19 protein-coding genes are annotated in these 22,209 nt (G+C 72.9%); 3 read left to right on the top strand and 16 right to left on the bottom strand.

Going from position 1 to position 22,209, the window contains the following annotated elements:
* Positions 1-474 precede the first annotated feature (474 nt).
* On the top strand, positions 475-1,614 hold the full coding sequence (locus tag H566_RS0100830) for a porin (RefSeq protein WP_028309945.1): 1,140 nt from the start codon (positions 475-477) through the stop codon (positions 1,612-1,614).
* 124 nt (positions 1,615-1,738) lie between these two features.
* Here the strand turns inward: H566_RS0100830 and H566_RS29815 are convergent, their stop codons facing one another.
* The 13 genes from H566_RS29815 to H566_RS22075 all read right to left on the bottom strand — a co-directional run bounded on the left by H566_RS29815 (position 1,739) and on the right by H566_RS22075 (position 16,957).
* The gene (locus H566_RS29815) at positions 1,739-4,084 is read right to left on the bottom strand and encodes a sigma-54-dependent Fis family transcriptional regulator (RefSeq protein WP_028309944.1); all 2,346 of its coding nucleotides are present in this window, start codon (positions 4,082-4,084) and stop codon (positions 1,739-1,741) included.
* Between the two features lie 474 nt (positions 4,085-4,558).
* On the bottom strand, positions 4,559-5,941 hold the full coding sequence (locus H566_RS22100) for an FAD-dependent oxidoreductase (protein ID WP_156924245.1): 1,383 nt from the start codon (positions 5,939-5,941) through the stop codon (positions 4,559-4,561).
* A gap of 50 nt (positions 5,942-5,991) precedes the next feature.
* Positions 5,992-6,384 carry a c-type cytochrome gene (locus H566_RS22095; RefSeq protein ID WP_034410143.1) on the bottom strand — a complete coding sequence of 131 codons (393 nt, stop codon included), beginning with the start codon at positions 6,382-6,384 and terminating at the stop codon, positions 5,992-5,994.
* Positions 6,384-7,769: a WD40/YVTN/BNR-like repeat-containing protein gene (locus tag H566_RS27045; RefSeq protein WP_051377760.1), complete on the bottom strand. Its 1,386-nt coding sequence runs from the start codon at positions 7,767-7,769 to the stop codon at positions 6,384-6,386. Before H566_RS27045 ends, H566_RS22095 begins: the two co-directional genes overlap by 1 nt.
* A 61-nt stretch (positions 7,770-7,830) precedes the next feature.
* The gene (locus tag H566_RS0100805; RefSeq protein ID WP_028309943.1) at positions 7,831-8,343 is read right to left on the bottom strand and encodes a hypothetical protein; all 513 of its coding nucleotides are present in this window, start codon (positions 8,341-8,343) and stop codon (positions 7,831-7,833) included.
* Positions 8,344-8,462: 119 nt separating this feature from the next.
* Positions 8,463-9,623 carry a ligase-associated DNA damage response exonuclease gene (locus H566_RS27040; RefSeq protein WP_139826435.1) on the bottom strand — a complete coding sequence of 387 codons (1,161 nt, stop codon included), beginning with the start codon at positions 9,621-9,623 and terminating at the stop codon, positions 8,463-8,465.
* Between the two features lie 47 nt (positions 9,624-9,670).
* Positions 9,671-11,071, bottom strand: a complete 1,401-nt coding sequence (locus tag H566_RS22085; RefSeq protein WP_051377758.1) for a phospholipase D-like domain-containing protein — start codon at positions 11,069-11,071, stop codon at positions 9,671-9,673.
* On the bottom strand, positions 11,068-12,057 hold the full coding sequence (locus tag H566_RS22080) for an endonuclease/exonuclease/phosphatase family protein (protein ID WP_084544594.1): 990 nt from the start codon (positions 12,055-12,057) through the stop codon (positions 11,068-11,070). Before H566_RS22080 ends, H566_RS22085 begins: the two co-directional genes overlap by 4 nt.
* A gap of 14 nt (positions 12,058-12,071) precedes the next feature.
* The gene (gene nudB, locus H566_RS0100785; RefSeq protein ID WP_028309942.1) at positions 12,072-12,593 is read right to left on the bottom strand and encodes a dihydroneopterin triphosphate diphosphatase; all 522 of its coding nucleotides are present in this window, start codon (positions 12,591-12,593) and stop codon (positions 12,072-12,074) included.
* 114 nt (positions 12,594-12,707) lie between these two features.
* Entirely contained in the window at positions 12,708-13,778 is a 1,071-nt protein-coding gene (locus tag H566_RS0100780) for a DUF1444 domain-containing protein (RefSeq protein ID WP_028309941.1), read from the bottom strand.
* 142 nt (positions 13,779-13,920) lie between these two features.
* Positions 13,921-15,738 (bottom strand): aspartate--tRNA ligase, encoded by a 1,818-nt coding sequence (gene aspS / locus H566_RS0100775; RefSeq protein ID WP_028309940.1) that lies wholly within the window; start codon positions 15,736-15,738, stop codon positions 13,921-13,923.
* A 253-nt stretch (positions 15,739-15,991) separates the two neighbouring features.
* The gene (locus H566_RS0100770; RefSeq protein ID WP_028309939.1) at positions 15,992-16,618 is read right to left on the bottom strand and encodes a DUF502 domain-containing protein; all 627 of its coding nucleotides are present in this window, start codon (positions 16,616-16,618) and stop codon (positions 15,992-15,994) included.
* Positions 16,619-16,651: 33 nt separating this feature from the next.
* On the bottom strand, positions 16,652-16,957 hold the full coding sequence (locus H566_RS22075; protein ID WP_034410139.1) for an FmdB family zinc ribbon protein: 306 nt from the start codon (positions 16,955-16,957) through the stop codon (positions 16,652-16,654).
* Positions 16,958-17,247: 290 nt separating this feature from the next.
* Between H566_RS22075 and H566_RS0100755 the strand changes: the two genes are divergently transcribed.
* Positions 17,248-17,877, top strand: a complete 630-nt coding sequence (locus H566_RS0100755; RefSeq protein ID WP_028309937.1) for an HAD hydrolase-like protein — start codon at positions 17,248-17,250, stop codon at positions 17,875-17,877.
* Between the two features lie 85 nt (positions 17,878-17,962).
* Here the strand turns inward: H566_RS0100755 and H566_RS0100750 are convergent, their stop codons facing one another.
* The 3 genes from H566_RS0100750 to H566_RS22070 all read right to left on the bottom strand — a co-directional run bounded on the left by H566_RS0100750 (position 17,963) and on the right by H566_RS22070 (position 21,733).
* Complete coding sequence (locus H566_RS0100750) at positions 17,963-19,945, bottom strand: B12-binding domain-containing radical SAM protein (RefSeq protein ID WP_034410135.1); 1,983 nt, start codon at positions 19,943-19,945, stop codon at positions 17,963-17,965.
* 32 nt (positions 19,946-19,977) lie between these two features.
* Positions 19,978-20,550 (bottom strand): single-stranded DNA-binding protein, encoded by a 573-nt coding sequence (gene ssb / locus H566_RS0100745; RefSeq protein WP_028309935.1) that lies wholly within the window; start codon positions 20,548-20,550, stop codon positions 19,978-19,980.
* Between the two features lie 298 nt (positions 20,551-20,848).
* On the bottom strand, positions 20,849-21,733 hold the full coding sequence (locus H566_RS22070; protein ID WP_211238023.1) for an alpha/beta fold hydrolase: 885 nt from the start codon (positions 21,731-21,733) through the stop codon (positions 20,849-20,851).
* Between the two features lie 276 nt (positions 21,734-22,009).
* Between H566_RS22070 and H566_RS22065 the strand changes: the two genes are divergently transcribed.
* A partial coding sequence (locus H566_RS22065; protein ID WP_034410132.1) for a hypothetical protein occupies positions 22,010-22,209 on the top strand: 200 nt, incomplete at its 3' end.

Below are 22,209 nucleotides of genomic sequence, written 5' to 3'. Positions count from 1 at the left end.
GTGAACGCCCCGCGACGGCGGTGACCGAGCGTTTCCCTCGGGAAAACTTCCTTGCAATGCTTTGCAAGGCCTTGCCGCGACGGCGGTGACGGCTGTCGCAGGCAGCGCATCTGTCGCGGTGGCGCGCGACAGGTGAAGCAGCGACGGCGACAGTCGCGCGACGCTGCCTTGGCGCGCTCTGTCGCACCGTCGTGCCGATGCCGCAGCGCCGCAAAAGTCGCACCTGAAATGAATCTTGAAGCTGCGCGGGCAAAGTGCCCTGCCGCTCGGCATGGCGCGAGCGCACGCACCGGCATCGCGGCGCAGCAGCCGTGCCGGCATGCGCGGCCCGGCATCGGGCACATCGCCACCGGACCGCCGGCGCGCGCCGCAATGGCACGGACGCTGCCCCTCGCCCCTTGCGCGGCCTCCGCACGAGAGGCCCGCCGGCCCCGCATCCGCGCCCGGCCGAGCGCAACGCCCTGGAGAAGACACATGCCCCACATCCCCGCCCTGCCCGCCCGCGTCCGTCGTGGCGCGCCCGCCAGCGCCACGGCGCTCGCGCTGTTCGCCGCCTGCGGCGCGGCCCAGGCCCAGTCGTCGAGCGTCACGATCTACGGGATCATCGACGCCGGCGTGCTGACGCAGAACCATTCGCCCGGCGGCAAGAGCCTCACGCGCGTCGAGACCAGTGGCCTGCGCCAGAGCGTGATCGGCTTTCGCGGCACGGAAGACCTCGGCGACGGCCTGCGCAGCTTCTTCAACCTCGAATCGCATTTCGACACCGACACCGGCGCGCTGCACGGCACCGGCGACGCGCCGGGCTCGGGCACGATCCTGTTCCGGCGCCAGGCCAACGTCGGCCTCGAAGGCGGCTGGGGCAAGGTGATCGTCGGGCGGCAGTACGGGCCGGCGCTGCTCGCGCACATCGACACCGAGCCGCGCGCCTTCAAGGAGCAGTTCTCCAACCTCTACGCCTGGGCCTACAACCAGTTCGCCTCGACGGCGGACCCGACGGTCGGCATCAACACCAACAACGATGTCGGCATCTTCCTGAAGAACGCGGTGCAGTACCGCGCGACGGTCGGCCCGGTGGAAGGCGGCATCGCCTGGTCGTTCGGCGAGCAGGCGGGCAGCCTGTCGCGCAACAGCATCGGCGCGCTGGGGCTCACGTATCGCGGGCCGGTCGTGCTGTCGGGCAGCTACCAGTTCATGAAGGACCAGACCAGCGGTCATGCGACGGTGCGGCAATGGGGCCTGGGCGCGGCGCTGCCGGTGGACGCCTTCAGCTTCAAGGCCAACTTCCTGAAGGCGCGCAACGACGACGCGGCCGGCGCCGAGCTGTCGAACGTGAACGCCTGGGGCGTGGGCGCCGACTGGCGCTGGAGCCCGGCCAACACCGCGACGCTGGCCTGGTACGACAACCGCGACCAGCTGCACCGTGACGACGCCACGCACAACCTCGTCATCAGCAACGACCACGCGCTGAGCAAGCGCACGACGCTCTACGCCCAGGCCGCGTGGGTGGACGCGAAGCCGGGCGCGACGATCAAGACCAGCATCGTCGCCTCGGGCATTCCGCAGGCGGGCGCCAAGACGGTGCTGCTGAACCTGGGGATCAACCACACCTTCTGAGGCGGCGCGGCCGAGGGTGCGCGGGGCCGTGTGCCACGCGCGCCCGCCGGGCGGCGATTGCGACGCCAGCCCGCGCGACAGCGGGCCGCTTCACCGCCACCCGGCGCTACCGGGCCGGGCGACGCTACTGATGATTGGGGCTGACGATGCCGTGGCGCTTCATCTGCCGGTAGATCGTCGCGCGGCAGATGGCCAGTTCGCGCGCGGTCGTGCTCACGTTCCAGCGGTTGCGGCGCAGGGCTTCGACGAGGCGGTGGACATCACCGTCACCGAGGCTGACAGCGCTTGCATCGACGTGGCCGGCGGCGGGGGCGCGGCGGCTCGCGGCGAAGCCGGCGGCGATGGAAGAGGCGCCGGCTGAGGCGCCGTCGTCCGGCGCGTGCGGATGTGCGGCGTCGCTTTCGATGCCCGGGCCGCTTGCGACGCCCGACCTTCCGGCGCCGCCAGCCATGCCCGCACGCGCACCCGAGCGCATCCCGCCCGCGCCGACCTCCTCCGGCAAGTGCTCCGCCTCGACCGGCCCCGCTCCGCTGTACACGATCGCCAGCCGCAGCACGTTGCGCAGCTCGCGCAGGTTGCCGGGCCAGTCGTGCGCGAGCAGGCGTGCGAGCGCGGCCTCGGTGATGCCGGCGTGCCCGCCCGCCGCCGCAGCTTCGTCGGCATAGAGCTGGGCGATCAGCCATTGCCGGTCGGCGCGGTCGCGCAGCGCGGGCAGGCGCAGCGTCGCGCCGGCGAGGCGGTAGTAGAGGTCTTCGCGGAACGTTCCGGCCGCGACGCGCTCGCGCAGTTCGCGGTGGGTGGCGGCGACGATGGCGAGGTCCACCGGCACCGGCTTGTCGGCGCCGATCGGCAGCACCTCGCCCTCGCTGATGACGCGCAGCAGCCGGGTTTGCAGGTGCAGCGGCATGTCGCCGATCTCGTCGAGGAAGAGCGTGCCGCCGTCGGCCTGCTGGATGAGGCCGCGCGCGCCCTTGGCCCGGCCGCCGGTGAAGCTGCCGGGCAGGTAGCCGAACAGTTCGCTCTCGATGAGCGAGTCGGGGATGGCGGCGCAGTTGATCGCGACGAAGGGCCGCTCGGCGCGCGGGCCGGCCGCATGGATGGCGCGCGCGAGCACCTCCTTGCCGGCGCCGGTCTCGCCGTGCACGAGCACGTTCATGCGCCAGCTCGCGAGCCGGCGCACCTGGGCGACGAGGCGGGTCATGGCGGGGTCGTCGCCGGCGAGGCGGTCGAGCGTGGGATGGCGCGGTGCCTGTGGCGCGCGCGGGCTGCGCGCGGCGACCGGGCCGATGGCGAGGGCGTCGTCGCGGGCGGCGGATTGCGCGCCGGCGTGCCCGAGGCGGGCGTCGCGCGGGACGGCGCCGGCCGGCATGGCGTCGCCGTCGTGGCCGGACATCCCGGCGTTGCAAAGGCTTGCAGCGCCGCCCGACACGCCCACCCGCCGCGCCTGCACCGCATCCACCGCCTCCCTCACGCCGCGCCCGAGCGCGCTCGCCGACTCGCGCCAGCGTTCGCGCGGCGGGCTGGCGGTCGCGTACCAGCGCCGGCCGGCCTCGCCGCCGAGCACGATCTCGTCGATGCCGCGCCCTTCGCGCGCGAGCCGCCAGATGCCGTCGGCCGCCGCCGGAAACAGCTCGAACAGCGAGCGCCCGACCGGCGACTGCCCCGGCAGCCCGGCCATGCCCCAGGCCCGCGCCCGCGCGCCCGAATTGGCGCCGGCGATCACGCCGTCCTCGTCGAAGGCGAAGATGACTTCGCCCGACACATCCACCAGCCCCGCGCCGCGCCCGAGCCTCAGGATCCAGTGGCGGCGGAAGTGGCGCAGGAAGTTCGCATCCTCGATGCGCTGGGCGTACATGCAGGCGAGCTGGAAGGCCAGATGCTGGCTGTCGCGGCCGACGGGCGAGCGCAGCGCCGACACATCCAGCACCGCGAGCAGTTCGCCGGTCGGGTCGAACAGCGGCGCCGACGAGCAGGTGAGCGCGATGTGCGTGGCGTCGAAATGCTCGGCCTGGTGGCAGGTGATGGGCCGGCGCTCGATCAGGCAGGTGCCGACGCCGCAGGTGCCCGCGTGGGCCTCGTTCCAGTCGGCGCCGAGGTAGAGGCCGGCGCCGCGCAGTTCGTCTTCCTGCGACGGGTTGCCGATGTAGTCGACGGTGATGCCGGCGGCGTCGGTGAGCAGCAGCATGTAGCCGAGGTCGGCGACGCGCGAATACATGTCCTCCATGCCCGAGCGCGCGACGCGCAGGAAGTCGTCGAGCCGCTCGCGGTGCTCGCGCACCTGCTGCTGCGGCAGGATGCGCGCCGGCGTGGGTCGGGCCGGGTCGAGGCCGTGCGTGGTCACGCAGCGCGCCCAGCTGCGGTAGAGCGGCGTGGCCTCGGGGTGGACGGTCTGCGTCGCCTCGGCCTCGGGCCTAGCGACCATCGAGAACACGTTGTCGATGTGTCGCGCACGTTCTGCGGGTGAAACCATGTCTTGCTCCTCGCGCCGCCGGCCTGCGCACTGCTCGCGGCCGGTCATGTTGGGTGGTCCCTCCGTTGCCGAGGATCGGGGGTGCGGGGCGGGCTTGTCCTGCGGGATGTCCCGAAGCGGCGCGCGGCGCAGGCGCGGATGGCAGGAGGCGTGCCATGTGCGGCGCAGCATCGGCCGACACGCGGCGAGCGGCGGATGGCGCGCCGCCGCAAGACGGCAAACGGCGCGCAGAAGGCTGCGGAAGCGGCATCCGCATGCCGGATGCGGCGGCGCCGCACGGCAGGCGGCGGATCGGGCTGCGACAGGTGTCGCAGCTGTCGGTTGAGGTGGATGCGACATGAGCGGCAGCCGCATCCGCGATGTGCAATTTCAGTTCGCAATTCGGCATGAGCTTGCCGATCAGCCCCGCGCCGCCCGGAGCCGGCCAGCCGCCTTCACTCGTCGAGGCCCGCCCTCGGCTGCCGAGGCCCGCCCTCACCCGCCGAAGCTCGCCCCCACCAGCCCCGCGTACACCGCCCAGGCCGCCTGCGCCTCGGCCGCGCGCACGTCCGCGCCGGCCGCCAGCTCGCTCTGGCCCTCGCTCACCACGTTCACCTGCCGGTTGGCGACGCCGTACACCGCGCTCACCGAGATGGCCGCGTCGGGCGCGACGAGGCTGTAGCAGGTGTTGACCAGCCTCGGCTCGGGCGCGGGCGCGCCGGCCAGTTCGGCCGCGATCGCCGCCGCGCACAGCCGCGCCTGGCTCACCGCCGAGAACGCCGACTTCGGCATCGGCTGGGCGATGGCCGCGTCGCCGAGCACATGCACGCCGGCATGGCGCTGCGAGCGGAAATCGGCCGGATCGACCGGGCACCAGCCGCTCGCGTCGGTGAGGTCGGCGGCGGCCGCGATCGCCGCCGCGCGCTGCGGCGGGACGATGCAGGCGAGGTCGGCGCGCAGGCGTTCGCCGTTGGCGAGGCGCACTTCGCCGGCGCGTGCGTCCACGCCGGTCACTTCGCCGCCGGCCGCGCGCGCGATCCATTCGATGTGGCCGGGATGGCGCTCGTCCCAGGCGAGCTGGAACAGGCGGCGCTTGGTGAAGTCGTCCTTGGCGTCGGCGATGACGATGCGGAACTGCCGCATGCGCCGCGCGAGCGCCCAGGCCATGAGGCTGGCGCGCTCGTAGGGGCCGGGCGGGCAGCGGTAGGGGTTCTGCGGCGCGCCGATGACGACGGTGGCGCCGTCGCGCAGATCGGCGAAGCGGCGGCGCAGCAGCTCGAACTGCGCGCCGCCGAGCCAGCCGTGGGGCATGAGGTCGGTGGTCGTCTCGTCGAGCCCGTCGATGCCGCCGAAGCGCGGCGCGATGCCCGGCGCGACGACGAGCCGGTCGGCGCGCAGCACGCGGCCGTCGGCGAGGGTGACGGCGAGCGCTGCGGGGTCGATCGCCGTCGCCGCCTGCGCGACCACGCGGATGCCCTCGGCCGCGAGCGCCGCCGGCCCGTGCGTGACCGCCGCCGGCCGGGCGATGCCCGCGAGCAGCGCGTTCGACATCGGGCCGGTGACGAAGCTCGCGCGCGGCTCGACGAGCGTGATGTCGAGCGCGGGCGCGAGCCGCTTGAGCCAGCGCGCGCAGGCGCCGCCCGCGAAGCCGCCGCCGACGATGACGACGTGCGCGGCCGGCGCATGGCGCAACGCGGACGCGGCGCGGGCCGGCGCGATGCGGTCGGCCCGCGCGCCGGTGGCTGGCGTCGCGCCGGACGAGGATGCGGAGGCGCCCGGCGCCGGACTCGCGGCTTCCGCGGTGGCCGTGGCGCTGGCGAACGCCGACAACCCGGCCGCGATCAGACGCCGCCGCGCCGGCAGGAAACGAGGATTCATGCGCGACTCCGGCGACTCGGGCGCGTTGGAGAGGGAAAAGGCCGCGCGTGTCAGCGGGCCGGCGGCGCGAAGGCCGTGGCCAGCGCGGCGATGTCGGCATCGTCGAGCGCGCGCGCGATGCGCGGCATGACGGTGCCGGCGGCGGCATTGGCGCGGAAGGCGCGCAAGGCCGCTTCGATGCGATCCGGCGGCAGCCGGCCGAGATCGGCCAGCGGCACCAGCGGCCGGTCGAGCCCGCGCAGGTCGGCGGGCCGGGCCGGGTGGCAGACGAGGCAGTTGGCGGCGAGCGGGGCGATGCGCGCGGCCGCGACCCCGGCGTGGACGCTGGCGCCGTCGGAGGCCGCCGTGGCCGGCGCGGCCGCCTCCGCCAGCGCGCCGCCGGCCAGCAGGCCCGCGATCAGCGCGACTGCCGCGCCCGCGAGCTTCACGCCGCCCGTCGCCATCAGTAGGCGACGCCCGCCGCGCCCGAGGCGCCGACCGCGAGATAGCCGGCCGAGTTGGCGACGATGCGGCTCGCGCCGCCGGTCACGGCCGAGCCCTGGCTGGTCCAGGTATCGCCGAGGCGGCTGGTCCAGGCCGCGCCGCTTGCATCCACCGCCACGAAGCGCGAGGTGTAGGCCACGCCGGTGAGGTTGCTGCCGCCGGCGCCTGCCGTGCTGCTGATGTCGGTCCAGGTCGAACCGCCGTCGGTGCTGCGCAGGATCGTGCCGTTGGCGCCCACGGCCACGAATGTGTTGATGCTCGTGAGCGTGGCGGTGCCGCCGTTGATGTCGTAGCTGCCGTAGGCCACGGCCGCGAGATCGGCCGTCGGCGCGCTGCTGCCGGTCGCCATCGTCACGGCCGACCAGCTGCCGCCGCCGTCGGTGCTCTGGATGACGGTGCCGCGCTCGCCCACCGCCACGAGCCGGCCGTTGCCGTAGGTGACGCCGGTGAGATTGGCCGTGGTGCCCGAGGTGAGCGTGCTCCAGGTGCTGCCGTCGACGGTCGATTCGATCGTGCCGTTGTCGCCCACGACGATGAAAGTGCTGCCGACCTTGGTGATGGCGCGCATGGCGGCATGGCTGCCGCTGGCGGCGCGCGTCACGCTCCAGTTCGTCCCGTCGGTGCTGTGCAGCGCCGCGCCGCCCGCGCCCACGGCCAGCCAGACCATGCTCGGCGAGCTGGCGTTGAGCGAGGCGGTGTAGGTCGAGACGGCGTAGAGGTCGTCGGTGAAGCCGGTGGGCGTGGTGACGGCGGTCCAGCCCGCCGCGCTCGCGCCGCCCAGGCCGGCCCAGCCGGCGTAGAGGTCGGCATCGCTCACCTTCCAGATCGCCCCGCCGGGACCGACGCCGTAGTAGGTGCCGGTGTAGAGGCTGCCGTTGGTCGGGCAGCTGCGCTCGGCTGCGAAGCCGATGCCGTTGAGCGCGGTCGGGCCGCTGGCAAGCGCGCGCCAGGTGGCGCCGGCGGCGCGCAGGTCGGCGCGCTGGACGGTGCTGAAGGCGCCGCCCGGGCCGCCGTCGGTGCGGCCGTCGGCGGCGAACCACACGCTCAGGTCGTTGTACTGCGAGCAGACCACCTGCGGGCTGCTGGCATTGACGATCGAGCCATTGCCCGTGAGCGACACCCAGTTCGACTTGCTGATGCTCGCGTCGCGCGCATAGAACAGCCAGTACTCGACACCGGACTTGGCCGTGAAGGTGGCGACGACACGGCCGTCGCCGCCGGTGACGGCGAGGTCGGTGGGCGGCTCGGCGGAGCTGCCGTTGCCGCCGCCACAGGCGGCCAGTGCCGCCGCGATCAGGGCCGCGACCGAGGTGGTCGCGAAGGCCCGGCGAAACCTGTTGTTCACATCAACCTTTCGTGCTGAAGAAGCGCGGCGATTGTAGTCGGCGGGCATTGCCGCGCCGCGTTCAGGGCGCCTGCCCGAGGATGCGCTGCTTGAAGCGCTCGAAGCCCTCGTCACGGTCGGAGTAGTCGCGGCCGATTTCGAGGCGCCAGTTGCGGCGCTCGGCTTCGGCAAAGGTTTCGAGCCGCTCGCGGTACCAGCCGTCGAGGTTGCGGTCGCCGGCCAGGATCATGTCGGCGACGAGCATGGTGTTAACGGAATCGCGGCCGAGCATGACGATGGGCACGTCGCGCGGCACGAGTCGCAGCAGCTCGGCGGCGGCATGCACGACATGGCGACTGACGATGGCCGCGCCGGCCGGCATCAGCGGCAGCGGCGGCGCGTCGACAGGCGGCCAGGCGGCGACGAGAAAGTGCGCCGGATGCTGCACCGGCTCGCCGTCCTCCTCGCCGCCTTCTTCCGGGATGGCTTCGACGATGAAGCCGAACCAGCAGGCCGGCTGCCAGGTGCGCACGACGCGGGCGGCCAGTTCGCGCAGCGAATGGTGGTCGGACGGGTTGCTCGGCTGGGCGCTCATGGCGCGGAGCTTTCGGCGCGGGTGGTCATGACGGCCTCCGGAGGATGGACGGCGAGGGATGCGCGGCCGGCGCGGCGCCGGGCAGCGGGCGCGCCGCGCGACTGGCGCGATGCACCAGCCTAACCCGCGTCGGGCGCGCCGGGCAGTGCGGATGCGACGGGGGTGGGATCGTGGTCGTCGGTGCGGTCGTCGGCGTGGCGGGGCGCGCGGCTGGCGGACGCGAGCGCGGGCACATCGGGCACGTCGGGCACCGCAGGCTCGGCCGCCGCGACATCGGCGCGCTCCTCGTCGCCGTACTCGGTGGCGAAGACGCCGGCGTCGAGGCCGTTCTCGCGCAGCCAGCGCAGCATCGGCGCCTCGTAGCCGTGGGTGACGATCACGCGTCCGGCGCCGGTCGCGCGGATGGCGGTCATGAGGCCGGGCCAGTCGGCGTGGTCGGACAGCACGAAGCCGCGGTCGAGCGCGCGACGCCGGCGCGCGCCGCGCAGCCGCATCCAGCCCGAGGCGAAGCCGTCCGACGCCTCGCCGAAACGGCGCATCCACGGGCTGCCGGCGGCCGACGGCGGCGCGACGACGAGCGCGCCCGCGAGCGCCTTGCGGTCCTTGAAGTCGGTCACGAGCAAAGTGGGCGGCAGCGCGACGCCGGCCGCGCGATAGGCGCGGTCGAGCGCCTCGACCGCGCCGTGCACGACGATCGGCCCGATGGACGCATCGACGCCCGCGAGCACGCGCTGCGCCTTGCCGAAGGAATACGCGAACACCACGCTCGCGCGGCCGGCGGCGACGTTGGCGCGCCACCAGTCGTTCATGTCGGCGAAGACCTCGGCCGGCGCGGGCCAGCGGTAGATGGGCAGGCCGAAGGTGGATTCGGTGATGAAGCAGTCGCAGCGCAGCGGCTCGAAGGGCGCGCAGGTGGGGTCGGCGTCGAGCTTGTAGTCGCCCGACGCGACCCACACCTGGCCGCCGTGCTCGATGCGCACCTGGGCGCTGCCGAGCACATGGCCGGCCGGATGCAGGCTGATGCGCACGCCGTGGTGCTCGACCGTCTCGCCGTATGCAAGGGTTTGCAGGCGGATGTCGCCGAGGCGCTGGCGCAGCACGCCTTCGCCGATGGCGGTGGCGAGGTAGTGGCCGTGGCCGGCGCGGGCGTGATCCGAATGGGCGTGGGTGATGACGGCGCGGTCCACCGGACGCCAGGGGTCGATGAAGAAATCGCCGGGCGGGCAGTAGAGGCCCTCGGGGCGCTGGACGACGAGGTCGGCGGGGCGGGAGGCGGTCATGCGTGACTGATCCATCGGCCGGCCTTTCGTTCCCGTGGCGGGGCGGCTCAGTAGCGCCGGCCGATCTGGCCCGCGAGCCCGATCACGAGCCGCGCGACCAGCGCGACCGCGCGATGCGCGAGCCGCGCGGCCACGCCCGACGGCGCCTGGAGCACGGGCACGGCGCGCGCCATTGCCGCCTCGACCGAGGCCGCGAGTTCGGCGTTGAACTCGCGGCCGGCCACGACCACGTTGGCCTCGCGCGCATACAGCAGCGACAACGGGTCGATGTTGGAGCTGCCCACGGTGGCCCAGTCGGCATCGACGCAGGCGACCTTGGCGTGCAGGAAGGTGGGCGTGTATTCGCGGATGCGCACGCCGGCGTCGAGCAGCTCGCGGTAGAGCGCACGCGCGGCCCAGGCGGCGATGCGGTAGTCGTAGCGGCCCTGGAGCAGCAACGCCACGCGCACGCCGCGCCGTGCCGCGCCCACGAGGGCCTGCCGCAGCTGCCGGCTCGGATAGAAGTAGGGCGTGACGATCAGCACCCGCTCGCGCGCGGCGCCGATCGCGTCGAGATAGACGCGCTCGATCGCGCGGCGGTTGAGCAGGTTGTCGCGCATCACGAGGGCGACGCGCGGCGCGGCGCTGGCGCGGGGGATGCCAGGAGCGCCTGGGCCGTCGCCGGTGCCGGACGGCGTATCGGCAGCGATCCCGCGATCGGGCGCCGGGGCGATGCCGGCGAGCGCGGCCTCGCCGTCGGCCGGGCCGCGCTCGCCCGGCCGGGGCGCGAGACGGTCGGTGTCGGCGGGCAGCTCGCCGCGCGCGCGCAGGCCGCGCCAGAGCGTGCGCAGGTCGCGCCAGGGTTCGGGGCTGACCGCGAGGTCGCGCACCTGGCGGCGCCAGTCGCGGCGCAGCGCGGTGCGCAGCCAGGTGGTCTGCATGACGCCGAGCGCGCGCGCAGCGACCGGGCCGCGCACTTCCACCGCGTAGTCGAGGCGCGGCAGCTCGAAGCGGCCGTGATGGATGTCGAGCCGGTCGTCGATCACGTTGATGCCGCCGCAGAACAGCAGTTCGCCATCCACCACGCACAGCTTGCGATGCAGCCGCCTCAACCCCTTGGGATGGAACAGCGTGCGCCAGGCCGAGAACGGCCGGTACACGAGCAGGCCCACGCCCAGCTCGCGGCAGCGCGCGATCAGCCAGCCCAGGGTGTGCGCCGAGCCGAAGCCGTCGACCAGCACCCTCACCTTCACGCCGCGCGCGACCGCGCGGCCGAAGGCGTCGAGCAGGCGCTGACCGGCCTCGTCGTCATGAAGGATGTAGGTCTCGAACTGCACTTCGCGGCGGGCGGCGTCGCAGGCCGCGTGCAGCGCGGGGCCGAGTTCGTCATAGCCCGTGAGCAGCCGGACCGCGTTGCCCGGCAGCAGCGGGGCGCGGCTGGGAGCGAGGCGGTCGGCGAGCTGGTTCATCCGGCGCGGGTCTCGGACGCGGTGCCCGGGCGGGCGTCATGCGCGCCCCCTGCGCGCTCCGCGTCGTGCAGGGCGGGCGGCGCCGGATCGACGACGCCGCGGGCCGCATCGGCCGCGATCAGGTCGGCCACCAGCGGCGCGTGGTCGGACATGCGCGCCCACAGCCTTCCGCCCATCACCGCCGCATGCTCGACCGCGAAGCCGCGCACATAGATGCGGTCGAGCGTGAGCCAGGGCAGCAGCGCCGGAAAGGTGCGCGCCGGCCGGCCTTCGAGCGCCTGGGCGCGCGCCGCGCCGAGCAGGCCGCGCAGCCGGCCGCCGCGCGGCGCGGGCATCGAGGTCATGGCCTCGCACACGCCCAGCTCAGCGCAGATGCGTTCGTTGAGCCGGTTGTGCCAGTCGTTGAAATCACCCGCGATGATCAGCGCGGCGCCGGCGGGCACCTGCTCGCGGACCAGCGCGATGAGCGCGTCGGTCTGGCGCCGCCGGCTGCCCGCGAACAGGCCCAGGTGCACATTGACGAGATGCAGCTCGTCGGCGCCGTGACGCTGCACCACGTGCAGCAGGCCGCGGCTTTCCCAGGCGTGGTCGGACACGTCGTGGTTGCGCGCCTCGGCAAACGGCTGCAACGCCAGCACCGCGTTGCCGTGATGACCGTGCTCGTACACCGCGTTGCGCGCGTAGACCGAGTGGTATTCGGTGCCGGCGAGGTATTGCGTCTGCGGCTCGGCGGGCCAGTTGGCGAAGCGCAGCGCATGGCGCCGATGCACTTCCTGCACTTCCTGCAGGAAGACGATGTCGGCCTCCAGCGTGGCGAGGGCGACGCGCAGGTCGTCCGCGCGGCAGCGCAGGTTGAAGGCCGTCATCCCCTTGTGGATGTTGTAGGTGGCGATGCGCAACCGGCGCGGCAGGCCGGTCGCAGCCTCGGGCGCGGCGGGACGCAGGGCGCGGCGGGCGGCGATGGCGGCGATGACGGAATCGGGCATGACGGCGGATGACCTCAGACGGCGGCGCCCGCGCCGACCAGCTCGGGCAGCTTGAGGATGGCGTCGCGGTTGGAGGGCGAGAAGCAGCGCTCGGCGGCCTCCCGCCAGGGCAGCCAGACCCAGGCGGTGTGCTCGCGCGGGGCGATCGTGACCGGGATGTCGCGCGGCACGACGAGGCGGAACCAGTGCTCGGTGTTGTGGGTGACGCCGGGCGCGTAGCGGTGGCGCCAGTGGGCAAAGATCTCGTAGCGCTCTTCGTGCCCCCAGTCGTGCAGGCTGACGGCGGGCACGCTGGCGGGCACGCCGGCTTCGGGCGGCTCGCGGCGCTCGACGATGATGCCGGTCTCCTCGCGCACCTCGCGCACGGCGGTCTCGGTCCAGGTTTCGTCGGCGCTGTCGCGGCTGCCGGTCACGCTCTGCCAGTAGCCGGGGCGGTCGGCGCGCTCGAGCATGAGCACCTCCAGCTCGGCCGTGTGGATGACGACGAGGACGGATTCGGGCCGCTTGAAGATGGGCTTGACGAAGGTATCGGGCATGACGCGATTGGGGCGGAAAAGCGTTGCGTCCGGCAAGAGGGCGTGCGGGGAAATTACGCCAGTCACGTCCCGGCCGGAAAGCCGACAGCCTCGATCCCCGGCGCGACGGCGGGATCAGGGGTCGAGGCGGGGCCGGTCGGCGCCGTCGAGCGCGTAGCGGTGCAGTCGGGCGGGGCGGACTGCTGCTGCGGCCGGGCGGGGAGTGGCCGGCGGGTTGGTGGCGGCATCGGCGGCGGCACCGGCGGCCGGAGGCATGGCCGCCGGCGCGGTGATTCCGGCGGCGGCGACGAGCGCCGCGCGGTCGGGTTCGCGGTCGCGCGCGAGCAGCAGCCAGCCGCGTCTCGGCAGCGCGAAGGCGACGCGGCGGTCGCCGATCGCGCCGAGCAGTCGCCGCATGCGCGCCGGCGACAGCAGCTGGGCGGCCGGATCGCCGGGCGCGTTCAGCCACGAGACACCCTTGGTCATGAGCAGCGGATCGAGCCGCACCGGCGCGGGATCGGCGTCGAGATTGGCGACGGCCTCGGGCAGCAGGCGGGCGAGGCTCGTGCCCCAGCGATCGAGCAGCGCGGGCGTGACGAGGGTCATGACCTCGCCGGTGCGCAGCGCGAGGCCGAAGCGCAGGGAGGCGACCGACGATGTCGATGCGGCGCCCGGCACCAGCGCGCGGCCCGCCGGATCGCCGGCGGCCGGCGCATCGGCACCGACGGCCACCGCCAGCGGCTCGGTCGCGGCGAGCGCCTCGTCATCCCCATCGCCGAGCACGAAGGGCCGCAGGCGCGGGCCGGCGACCGAATCACGCGCGAAGCCTTCCGCGCGGCTCGCCGCGAACACGCCGAGCAGCCGGCGGATCTCCACCTCGCAACTGCCGGGCAGGCTGGCGCAGGTGCGTTGCAGCGGGTCGAGGTCGAGCAGCTGCGCGAGGCCGTCGGCATGAAGCACACGCAGGAAGCCGTCGGCGCCGACCAGCACCCGCGCCTCGGGCGACTGGCGCTCCAGCCCGGCGGCGAGCGCCGCCACGCCGGTGCGCGCGTCGAGCAGACAGCCGCGCAAGGCGAGCACGCAGGCGAGCGTGGCCGCGAGCGCGCCGAGCACGACCGGCCAGCGCGGGCGCCGGGCGGACACGCGCGCCGGCGGGCCTTCGGCGCGTGGGCGCGACGGCGGCGGATCGACGGGCAGGCGGTTCATCGGATCAGTCTTCCGGAGCCTTCGGGACCGGCAAAGAAAAAGGCCCCTCGCGGGGCCTTCTCGTGCGGCGGCGAACCGGGTTCGCCGCCACGCCGGCAAGCAGAGACGGAGCATGCGGCAACGGCCACGCGCCCCGCCGGCATCACGCCAGCTTCGCTTCCGTCGCCTTCTCGCTCGGGCGCAGGCGGATGTGCAGCTCCTTGAGCTGCTTCTCGTCCACGGCGCTCGGCGCCTGCGTCAGCAGGCATTGCGCGCGCTGGGTCTTCGGGAAGGCGATCACGTCGCGGATCGACTCGGCGCCGGTCATCAGCGTGACGAGGCGGTCGAGGCCGAAGGCCAGGCCACCGTGCGGCGGCGCGCCGTATTGCAGCGCGTCGAGCAGGAAGCCGAACTTGATGCGCGCTTCCTCGGCGTCGATCTTGAGCGCGCGGAAGACCTTGCTCTGCACTTCCTCACGGTGGATACGCACCGAGCCGCCGCCGAGTTCCCAGCCGTTCAGCACCATGTCGTAGGCCTTGGCCAGACACTTGCCCGGGTCGGTTTCGAGGAAGTCCTCGTGGCCGTCCTTCGGGCTCGTGAACGGATGGTGGGCGGCGGTGTAGCGCTGCTCCTCGTCGTCGTATTCGAACATCGGGAAGTCGATGACCCAGAGGATTTCCCACTGGCCCTGGAACAGGCCGTTCTTCTTGCCGAATTCGCTGTGGCCGATCTTCACGCGCAGCGCGCCGATCGCGTCGTTCACCACCTTGGCCTTGTCGGCGCCGAAGAAGATCAGGTCGCCGGCCTGGGCGCCCGTGCGCTTGACGATCTCGGCGAGCGCCGCGTCATGGATGTTCTTGACGATCGGCGATTGCAGGCCGGCGCGCAGCTCGGCGCCTTCCTTGACCTCGTTCACCTTGATGTAGGCGAGGCCCTTGGCGCCGTAGATCGCGACGAACTTGGTGTAGTCGTCGATCTCCGAGCGGGTCATTTCCGCGCCGCCGGGGATGCGCAGGCCGACCACGCGACCGCCCACCGAATTGGCCGCGCCCGAGAACACCTTGAAATCGACGTCCTTCATCACGTCGGTCAGCTCGGTGAACTGGAGCTTGACGCGCATGTCGGGCTTGTCCGAGCCGTACAGCGCCATCGCGTCCTGGTAGGTCATGACCGGGAACTTCGCCGGCAGCTCCACGCCCTTCACCTTGCGGAAGACGTGACGCATCATTTCCTCGAACAGGTCGCGGATCTCCTGCTCGCCGAGGAAGGACGTTTCGCAGTCGATCTGCGTGAACTCGGGCTGGCGGTCGGCGCGCAGATCCTCGTCGCGGAAGCACTTGGTGATCTGGTAGTAGCGGTCGAAGCCCGCGACCATCAGCAGCTGCTTGAACAGCTGCGGCGACTGCGGCAGCGCGAAGAACTGGCCGGCGTTGACGCGGCTCGGCACGAGGTAGTCGCGCGCGCCTTCGGGCGTGCTCTTGGTGAGCATCGGCGTTTCGACGTCGATGAAGCCGGCCTCGTCCAGATACTTGCGCACCTCGATCGCCACCTTGTAGCGCAGCTTGAGGTTGTTCTGCATGTACGGGCGGCGCAGGTCGAGCACGCGGTGCGTGAGGCGCGTGGTCTCGCTCAGGTTGTCGTCGTCGAGCTGGAACGGCGGCGTGACGCTCGCGTTCAGCACCTCGACTTCATGCGCCAGCACCTCGATCTCGCCCGACTTGAGGTTGGCATTCACCGTGCCCTCGGGGCGGCGGCGCACGAGGCCGGTCACCTTCAGGCAGAACTCGTTGCGCACGCTCTCGGCCGTCTTGAACATCTCGGCACGGTCGGGGTCGCAGACGATCTGGGCCAGGCCTTCGCGGTCGCGCAGGTCGATGAAGATCACGCCGCCGTGGTCGCGCCGGCGATGCACCCAGCCGCAGAGAGTGACGGTCTGGCCGAGCTGCTCGGCCGACACGAGGCCGGTGTAATGGGTACGCATGAGGTCACTCCGAAGGTTGTTCTCGATCCGCTCGCGGGCCGGGACGGCGTCTGGCGCGGCGGATCTGGTGTGCGTTGCCGGCGCGCGAAGGCGGGCGCGGCGGGGCGGCAACGGCTCCGGAGGCGGGGCCGCGCGGCGAGGCGCGCGACGATAGCACAAGGGTTTGCGGGCTTCCGGCGCGCGCCGATGACCGCCGCCGACGCTACGGCCGGCGCTGCCGCGATGACCTCGGCGGACCGGGCGCCGCCCGGCCTCAGGCCGCGGCCGGCGGCACGATGATCGTCGTGCCCGGCGTCTTGCCCGGCGCCACCACGCCGAGCGAGATCACGAACTTCAGCGCCTCGTCGATCGACATCTCCAGCTCGCGGATCTGCGCCGGCGGCAACACGATGAGGTAGCCCGAGGTCGGATTGGGCGCGGTCGGCACGAACACCGTCTGCTGGTCGTCGCCGAGCAGCGCCGCCACCTCGCCACCCGGCGAGCCGACCAGAAAGCCGATCGTCCACGCCCCCTGGCGCGGAAACTCGACCAGCACCGCCTTGCGGAAGGCCTGGCCGTTGGGCGACAGCACGGTGTCGCTCACCTGCTTGACGCTCGAATAGATCGAGCTGACGAAGGGGATGCGCGCGAGCAGCTTCTCCCACCAGTCGAGCAGGCGCCGGCCGATGAAGTTGTGCGCCAGCAGCCCGGTCACGAACACGATCGTCACCGCCAGCAGCACGCCCGTGCCCGGCCATTCGAGGATGTAGGTGGCCGAGCGCAGGCTGGGCGGCAGCCAGTCGCGCACCTGGTCGAGCGTGCCGACGATGACGCGCAGCACCCAGACGGTGACGACGAGCGGGACGAGGATGAGCAGACCGGTGACGAAGTACTTCTTCAAGCGAGCCCCGCTGTGAGGGTGGATGAGCCGGCGTCAGCTGCCGGTGGTCGGCGCGGCCGGACAGGGTTCGGGCGAACCGCAGGCGCCGCAGGCCGGAGCGGGAGTGTCCTCGCTCTTCTTTTCAGCCGGTGCGGGGCTGGAACTGCTGTTGGCGCCGCCACGGAAATCGGTCACGTACCAGCCCGAGCCCTTGAGCTGGAAAGCGGGCGCGGACACCTGCTTGCGGTAGCTGGCGGCGCCGCAGCTCGGGCAGGTGCGCTCGGCGGTGGCTTCGCTCATCTTCAGCCATTCATCGGCGGCATGGCCGCAGGCTTCGCAGCGATAGGCATAGGTGGGCATAACTGGCTCCAACAGCGGCGGTCGGATGGAAGACCGTTTGTTATCAGGGACTTGGAATGGGCGGCGAGTATAGCCACCGGGCGACGCGTCAGATGGCGGCTGGGAGTCGAAAAGCAAGATCGGCGCCGTCGGACAGCCGGGCGGTACCGGCGGCGGGCGCGGTCGTAGTGTGATCGCGGCCCCGCAGGCGCTGCCGATGCGTGCTCCCGCCGGCTTCTGCCTGCCCTTGTCCGGCGATCCCGCCTTCGTCCGCCCGCCCCGCCCTACGCTCGCCCAGTCCCGCCGCCCTCATGTCCACGCCGCCCGCCCTCGTCATCCTCGACTTCGACGGCACGCTTGCCGATTCCTTCGGCTTCTTACTGTCGGTGCACAACCGGCTCGCGCGGGCGCACGGATTCCGCGAGGTGGCGGACGACGAGATCGAGCTGCTGCGCCGGCTCGGCACGCGCGAGATGCTGCGCCACACCGGCCTGCCGCTGTGGAAGCTGCCGCGCGTGGCGGCGGACTTCATCCGGCTGATGGGCGAGGCCGACGGCATCGCGCCGTTCGCGGGCATCGACGCGGCGCTCGCGCGGCTGGCGGCGCGCGGCGTGAAGCTCGCGGTGGCCAGCTCGAACGGGCGCGCGAACGTCGAGCGCGTGCTCGGCGCGACGACGCTCGCGCGCTTTGCCGAGCTGGACTGCGGCGCTTCGGTGTTCGGCAAGGCGCCAAGGCTCGGGCGCATCGCGCGCCGGCTGGGCGTGGCGCCGCGCGACGCGCTGTTCGTCGGCGATCAGGTGGCCGACCTGCACGCCGCACGTGAGGCGGGGATGGCGGCGGGCGCGGTGGCCTGGGGCTATACGCGGCTCGACACGCTGCTGGCGCACGGGCCGCAGCGGACGTTCGGGAGCGTGGAGGAACTCGGGGCGCTGGCGGGGTAGATGCGCGCCGGAGGCCGGACCGGACCCTGCCCTATAGCGAGAGCGGGGGCGATCAGGCGTCAGGTCGCCCGCAACTCGTCAGCCCTCAGCGCCCGCCCTCGCCCAGCGCCCGCGCGATCACGTTGCGCCCGACCCGCGCCTTCGGCACCGGCTGGTCGAACCACTGGCGCACGTCCTCCTCCAGCCCGATGCCGTGCATGAAGTTGTAGATCGCCTTGCGCAGGCCGGCGCCGAGGCGGTCGTGGTCGGTGCCGGTCGGATCGACGAAGCCGACATCGTTCTTGGCGAAGCTGATGGCCGGCAGCGGCTTGAGCTTGACGCCGAACTGCTCCGGATTCAGCCCGACCGGCGAATGCACGGTGCAGACGAAGCGGTGGAAGAAGCCCGACTGGATGCAGCCGTTGGCGAACAGCTGGCGCACGTAGTCGAGCGCGTCCACCGTCTCCTGCGTGGTCTGCGTGGGGAAGCCGTACATGAGGTAGGCATGCACGAGCACGCCGGCCTCGGTGAAGGCCTTGGTCACGCGCGCGACCTGCTCGACCGACACGCCCTTGTTCATGAGCTTGAGCAGCCGGTCGGACGCCACCTCCAGCCCGCCCGTCACCGCGATGCAGCCGCTGTCGGCGAGCAGCGTGCACAGCTCGGGCGTGAAGCTCTTCTCGAAGCGGATGTTGCCCCACCAGGTGATGACGACGCCGCGCCGGATCAGCTCCTCGGCGAGCGCGCGCAGCGCCTTGGGCGGCGCGGCTTCGTCCACGAAATGGAAGCCGGTCTGGCCGGTCTCGGCCACGATCGCCTCGATGCGATCGACCAGCAGCGCGGCCGACGCGGTCTCGTAGCGGCCGATGTAGTCGAGGCCCACGTCACAGAAGCTGCACTTCTTCCAGTAGCAGCCGTGCGCCACCGTCAGCTTGTTCCAGCGCCCGTCGCTCCAGAGCCGGTGCATCGGGTTGAGCATGTCGAGCAGCGACAGGTAGCGGCCGAGCGGCAGGCCGTCCCAGGTGGGCGTGCCGATGTCGGCGAAGGGGATGTCGGGTTCGGGGAAGCTGACGAGGCGCACGCGGCCTGCGACGGCTTGCGGCGCGGCGGCAGGCATCACGCCCTTGTCGGCCGGATTGGCGTCGGCGCCGCCCGCCGCGCCGCCCTCGCCCGCCGCCTCCCGCACGAAGGTCCGCACCAGCCGCTCGCGCGAGCGGCGGCCGTCGAGATGCTCCAGCAGCGCGATCAGCGGCCGCTCGCCCGCGTCGAGGGTCACGTAGTCGAAGAAGTCGAACACGCGCGGCTCGGCCAGCTCGCGCAGCTCGGTGTTGACGAAGCCGCCGCCGAGCACGGTGACGATGGCCGGGTCATGCGCCTTCGCCGTCTGGGCGATGCGGAAGGCCGCGTACACCGAGCCGGGAAAGGGCACCGACAGCAGCAGCACGCGCGGGCGATGCTTGTCGAGCGCGGCGAGGGTCAGCGCGCGCAGGCGGTCATCGACGAGCGTCGGCGGCGCGGCGAGCGCCTTGGCGAGCGGCTCGAAGGTGGGCTGGGCGGCGGCGAGCGATTCGGCGTAGCGCACGAACTCGAAGCGGCCGTCCACCGCGTCGCGCAGCACGTCGGCGAGGTCGTCGAGGTAGAGCGTGGCGAGATGGCGCGCGCGGTCCTGGGCGCCGAGGGCGCCGAAGGCCCAGCCGAGCGGATCGCCGCTGCCGTCGTCGATGTAGTTGTCGAGCGCGGCGAAGCGCGGCCCCTCGGGCAGGAAGCCGCCCGCGACGATGCGGTGCGCGAGCGTCGGATCGCGGCCCTGCAGGAAGCCGATGACGGGCGCGATCGTCGCCGCGTAGCGCGCGAAGTTGTCGAGAAAGAAGGCGACTGTCTCGCCGCGCTTGCGGGCGGGGATCGCCTCGGCGCGCTCGCGCATGTCACGCAGGCCGGCCGGCGACAGCAGCGCGAGCACGAGGGCGAGGGCGAGGTCTTCCTGCGCCGCGTCGATGCCGCGCGCGCGCAGGAAGCCGGTGAGGTAGGCGGTGGACGGATAGGGCGTGTTGAGCTGGGTCATCGGGGGGATGACGCTCAGCACGCGCATCGGCGTGCCCGCCGTCGGGGCGGACAAGGCGATCAGAACGGGATGTCGTCATCCATGTCGTCGAAACCGCTGTTCGACGACGACTGCTGCGGACGCGGCGCGGGCGCCGGGGCCGGACGCGAGGCGCCGCCGCGCGAGCCGCCGCCGTAACCGCCACCGCCGCCGGCATTGCCACCGCCGAAGCTGCCGCCACCACCACCGCCCGAGCGCGCCGGACGCGATTCGCGCGGGGCTTCGTCGTAGCCGCCCTCATCACCGCCGCCCATGCCCTGACGGCCGCCGAGCATCTGCATCTCGTTGGCGACGATCTCGGTCGTGTACTTCTCGACGCCTTCCTTGTCGGTCCACTTGCGCGTCTTGAGGCGACCCTCGACGTAGACCGAGCTGCCCTTCTTGAGGTATTCGCCGACGATTTCGGCGAGGCGGCCGCGGAAGACGACGCGGTGCCATTCGGTTTCCTCCATCGGATCGCCGCTGTCCTTGGCCTTCCACTTGAGCGTGGTGGCGATGGTGACGTTGGCGAGCGCGTTGCCGTCGGGCATGTAGCGCACTTCGGGATCGCGGCCGAGGTTGCCGACGAGGATGACCTTGTTGATCGATGCCATGTGAACTCTCCCTGCTCCGGCGTGATTGCTGAACGATGGGCGCCCGTGAAACGCCGGAGTTGCTGGTGGATGCGCGCCCGGAACTGAGTTTATATCCAGTAATCGGGCGCTGAAAACCCGCCACGGATGCGCGGCGGGGCGCGCATTCTGCCTGCGCCCGCCGCCGCCGTGCCAGTCGGGCGATCGGCGGGAGGCGCGGGACTCGCCGGTGGTCTGACCCGGCCGCGATGGCGTGCCGCCGGGCAGTGCCGCGCCGCGCGCGCGAGCCGATAGGTCAGGCGCCACCCGAACGCAGCCGTCAGCGCGCCGGCTCGCCCGCCAGCTGCCGCGCGAGCCGGATCGCGTCCACCACCGCCTCCGGCTTCAGCCAGGGGATGTCGTGTCCGCTGTCGGCCCAGCGCTGCACCGAGCCGGGATACAGCCGCGCGATGTCGAGCCGCTTCTCGGCGCCGAGACGGCCGAGCGGCGAGTCGTCATGCATCGGCTGCTCGGCGCTCAGCACCACCACCGGCTTGCCGGCGAGCGGCGGCAGCGCGAGCACGGCGGCGCCGGTGGGCATGCTCAGGTCCAGCTCCTCGCGCGTCGTGCCCCAGGCGAACAGCCACAGCACCGCGCGCACATGCCAGGGCAGGCGGTCGAGCGCCATGTCGCCGGTGAACTGCGTGGGATGGGTGGAATCGACGAGCACGAGCGCGGCCACGTCCTCGGGATGGCGGCGCGCGAAGTCCTGCATGTACAGCCCGCCGAGCGAATGCCCGACCAGCACATACGGCGGCGCGATGCCCTGGCCGCGCAGCAGCGCGCGCAGCTCGTCGCCGATGTGCTCGCCGTCGCGCGGCGTGACGGGCGCGCCGCTCGCGCCGGTGCCGGGGCGGTTGTAGGCGAACCAGGCGGTATCGCCGTCGAGCCCGGCGATGACCTTGCTCCAGCGCCCCATCGACGCGCCGAGGCCGTTCTCGAACACGACGACGGGGCCGTGGCCGGGACGGCTGGCGAATTCGATCGCAGGAAGAACGACGGCGGGCGACGCGGCGGCCGTCGCGGGCGCCGATCCGACCGCGGTGACCGACGCCGACACGGCGACCGGCACCGCCACGCGCGTCCCCGGCAACGGCGTGGCGCAACCGGACAGCACCGCCGCAATCACGGCCACGCCGGCCAGACGACGGGAAAAGCGCCCCAAGGCGCACGCGCGCGCAGGACGGAATGGCATGACGGCGGACCTCCACAGAGCGAGGCCGCCATGCTGCCAGCGCGAGTCAGCCCGGCGGGCGTCGCGGGCCGATCAGCCTCGCCCCGGGCATCGACACCTTCGCGGCCTCGCAGCCGGCTTTGGCGTGCCCGCCACGGAGCGGCATCCACTTCGTGCGACAGATCACGGACTCGCGTGCCCGCCCCTCCCGCATGCGAGGGAGGGGCTTCCTAGCATCGCGGCCTCGTCACGCCGCCCCGCCGCCCGATGCCTCGTCCCGTCCAGCTCCACGCCCCCGCCGCGCTCGGCGACCTGCGCCTGCTGCGCCTGCAGGCCCGCGAAGCCGTCGGCGAGCTCTTCGAGCTCACCCTCGACGTCAGCACCCGCCGCCCCGACCTGCCCGAGGCCGACTGGCTCGCCCGGCCCTTTCGCATCGACTTCGACACCCGCGACGGCCTGCGCCGCCA

The organism is Derxia gummosa DSM 723 (assembly GCF_000482785.1).
Classification (GTDB): domain Bacteria; phylum Pseudomonadota; class Gammaproteobacteria; order Burkholderiales; family Burkholderiaceae_E; genus Derxia; species Derxia gummosa.
Note: the sequence above shows the minus strand (reverse complement) of the source record. Positions and strands in the feature narration are given on the sequence as shown.

Bases quoted from the DNA above. Each gene is read 5' to 3' on its own strand.
- H566_RS0100755 (WP_028309937.1), top strand. From the start codon at position 17,248: ATGTCCACGCCGCCCGCCCTCGTCATCCTCGACTTCGACGGCACGCTT.
- H566_RS22085 (WP_051377758.1), bottom strand. From the start codon at position 11,071: ATGAACCAGCTCGCCGACCGCCTCGCTCCCAGCCGCGCCCCGCTGCTG.
- H566_RS27040 (WP_139826435.1), bottom strand. From the start codon at position 9,623: ATGACCGCCTCCCGCCCCGCCGACCTCGTCGTCCAGCGCCCCGAGGGC.
- nudB (WP_028309942.1), bottom strand. From the start codon at position 12,593: ATGCCCGATACCTTCGTCAAGCCCATCTTCAAGCGGCCCGAATCCGTC.
- H566_RS29815 (WP_028309944.1), bottom strand. From the start codon at position 4,084: ATGGTTTCACCCGCAGAACGTGCGCGACACATCGACAACGTGTTCTCG.
- H566_RS22080 (WP_084544594.1), bottom strand. From the start codon at position 12,057: ATGCCCGATTCCGTCATCGCCGCCATCGCCGCCCGCCGCGCCCTGCGT.
- H566_RS0100830 (WP_028309945.1), top strand. From the start codon at position 475: ATGCCCCACATCCCCGCCCTGCCCGCCCGCGTCCGTCGTGGCGCGCCC.
- H566_RS0100805 (WP_028309943.1), bottom strand. From the start codon at position 8,343: ATGAGCGCCCAGCCGAGCAACCCGTCCGACCACCATTCGCTGCGCGAA.
- ssb (WP_028309935.1), bottom strand. From the start codon at position 20,550: ATGGCATCGATCAACAAGGTCATCCTCGTCGGCAACCTCGGCCGCGAT.
- H566_RS22100 (WP_156924245.1), bottom strand. From the start codon at position 5,941: ATGAATCCTCGTTTCCTGCCGGCGCGGCGGCGTCTGATCGCGGCCGGG.
- H566_RS22095 (WP_034410143.1), bottom strand. From the start codon at position 6,384: ATGGCGACGGGCGGCGTGAAGCTCGCGGGCGCGGCAGTCGCGCTGATC.
- H566_RS0100780 (WP_028309941.1), bottom strand. From the start codon at position 13,778: ATGAACCGCCTGCCCGTCGATCCGCCGCCGTCGCGCCCACGCGCCGAA.
- aspS (WP_028309940.1), bottom strand. From the start codon at position 15,738: ATGCGTACCCATTACACCGGCCTCGTGTCGGCCGAGCAGCTCGGCCAG.
- H566_RS22075 (WP_034410139.1), bottom strand. From the start codon at position 16,957: ATGCCCACCTATGCCTATCGCTGCGAAGCCTGCGGCCATGCCGCCGAT.
- H566_RS0100750 (WP_034410135.1), bottom strand. From the start codon at position 19,945: ATGCGCGTGCTGAGCGTCATCCCCCCGATGACCCAGCTCAACACGCCC.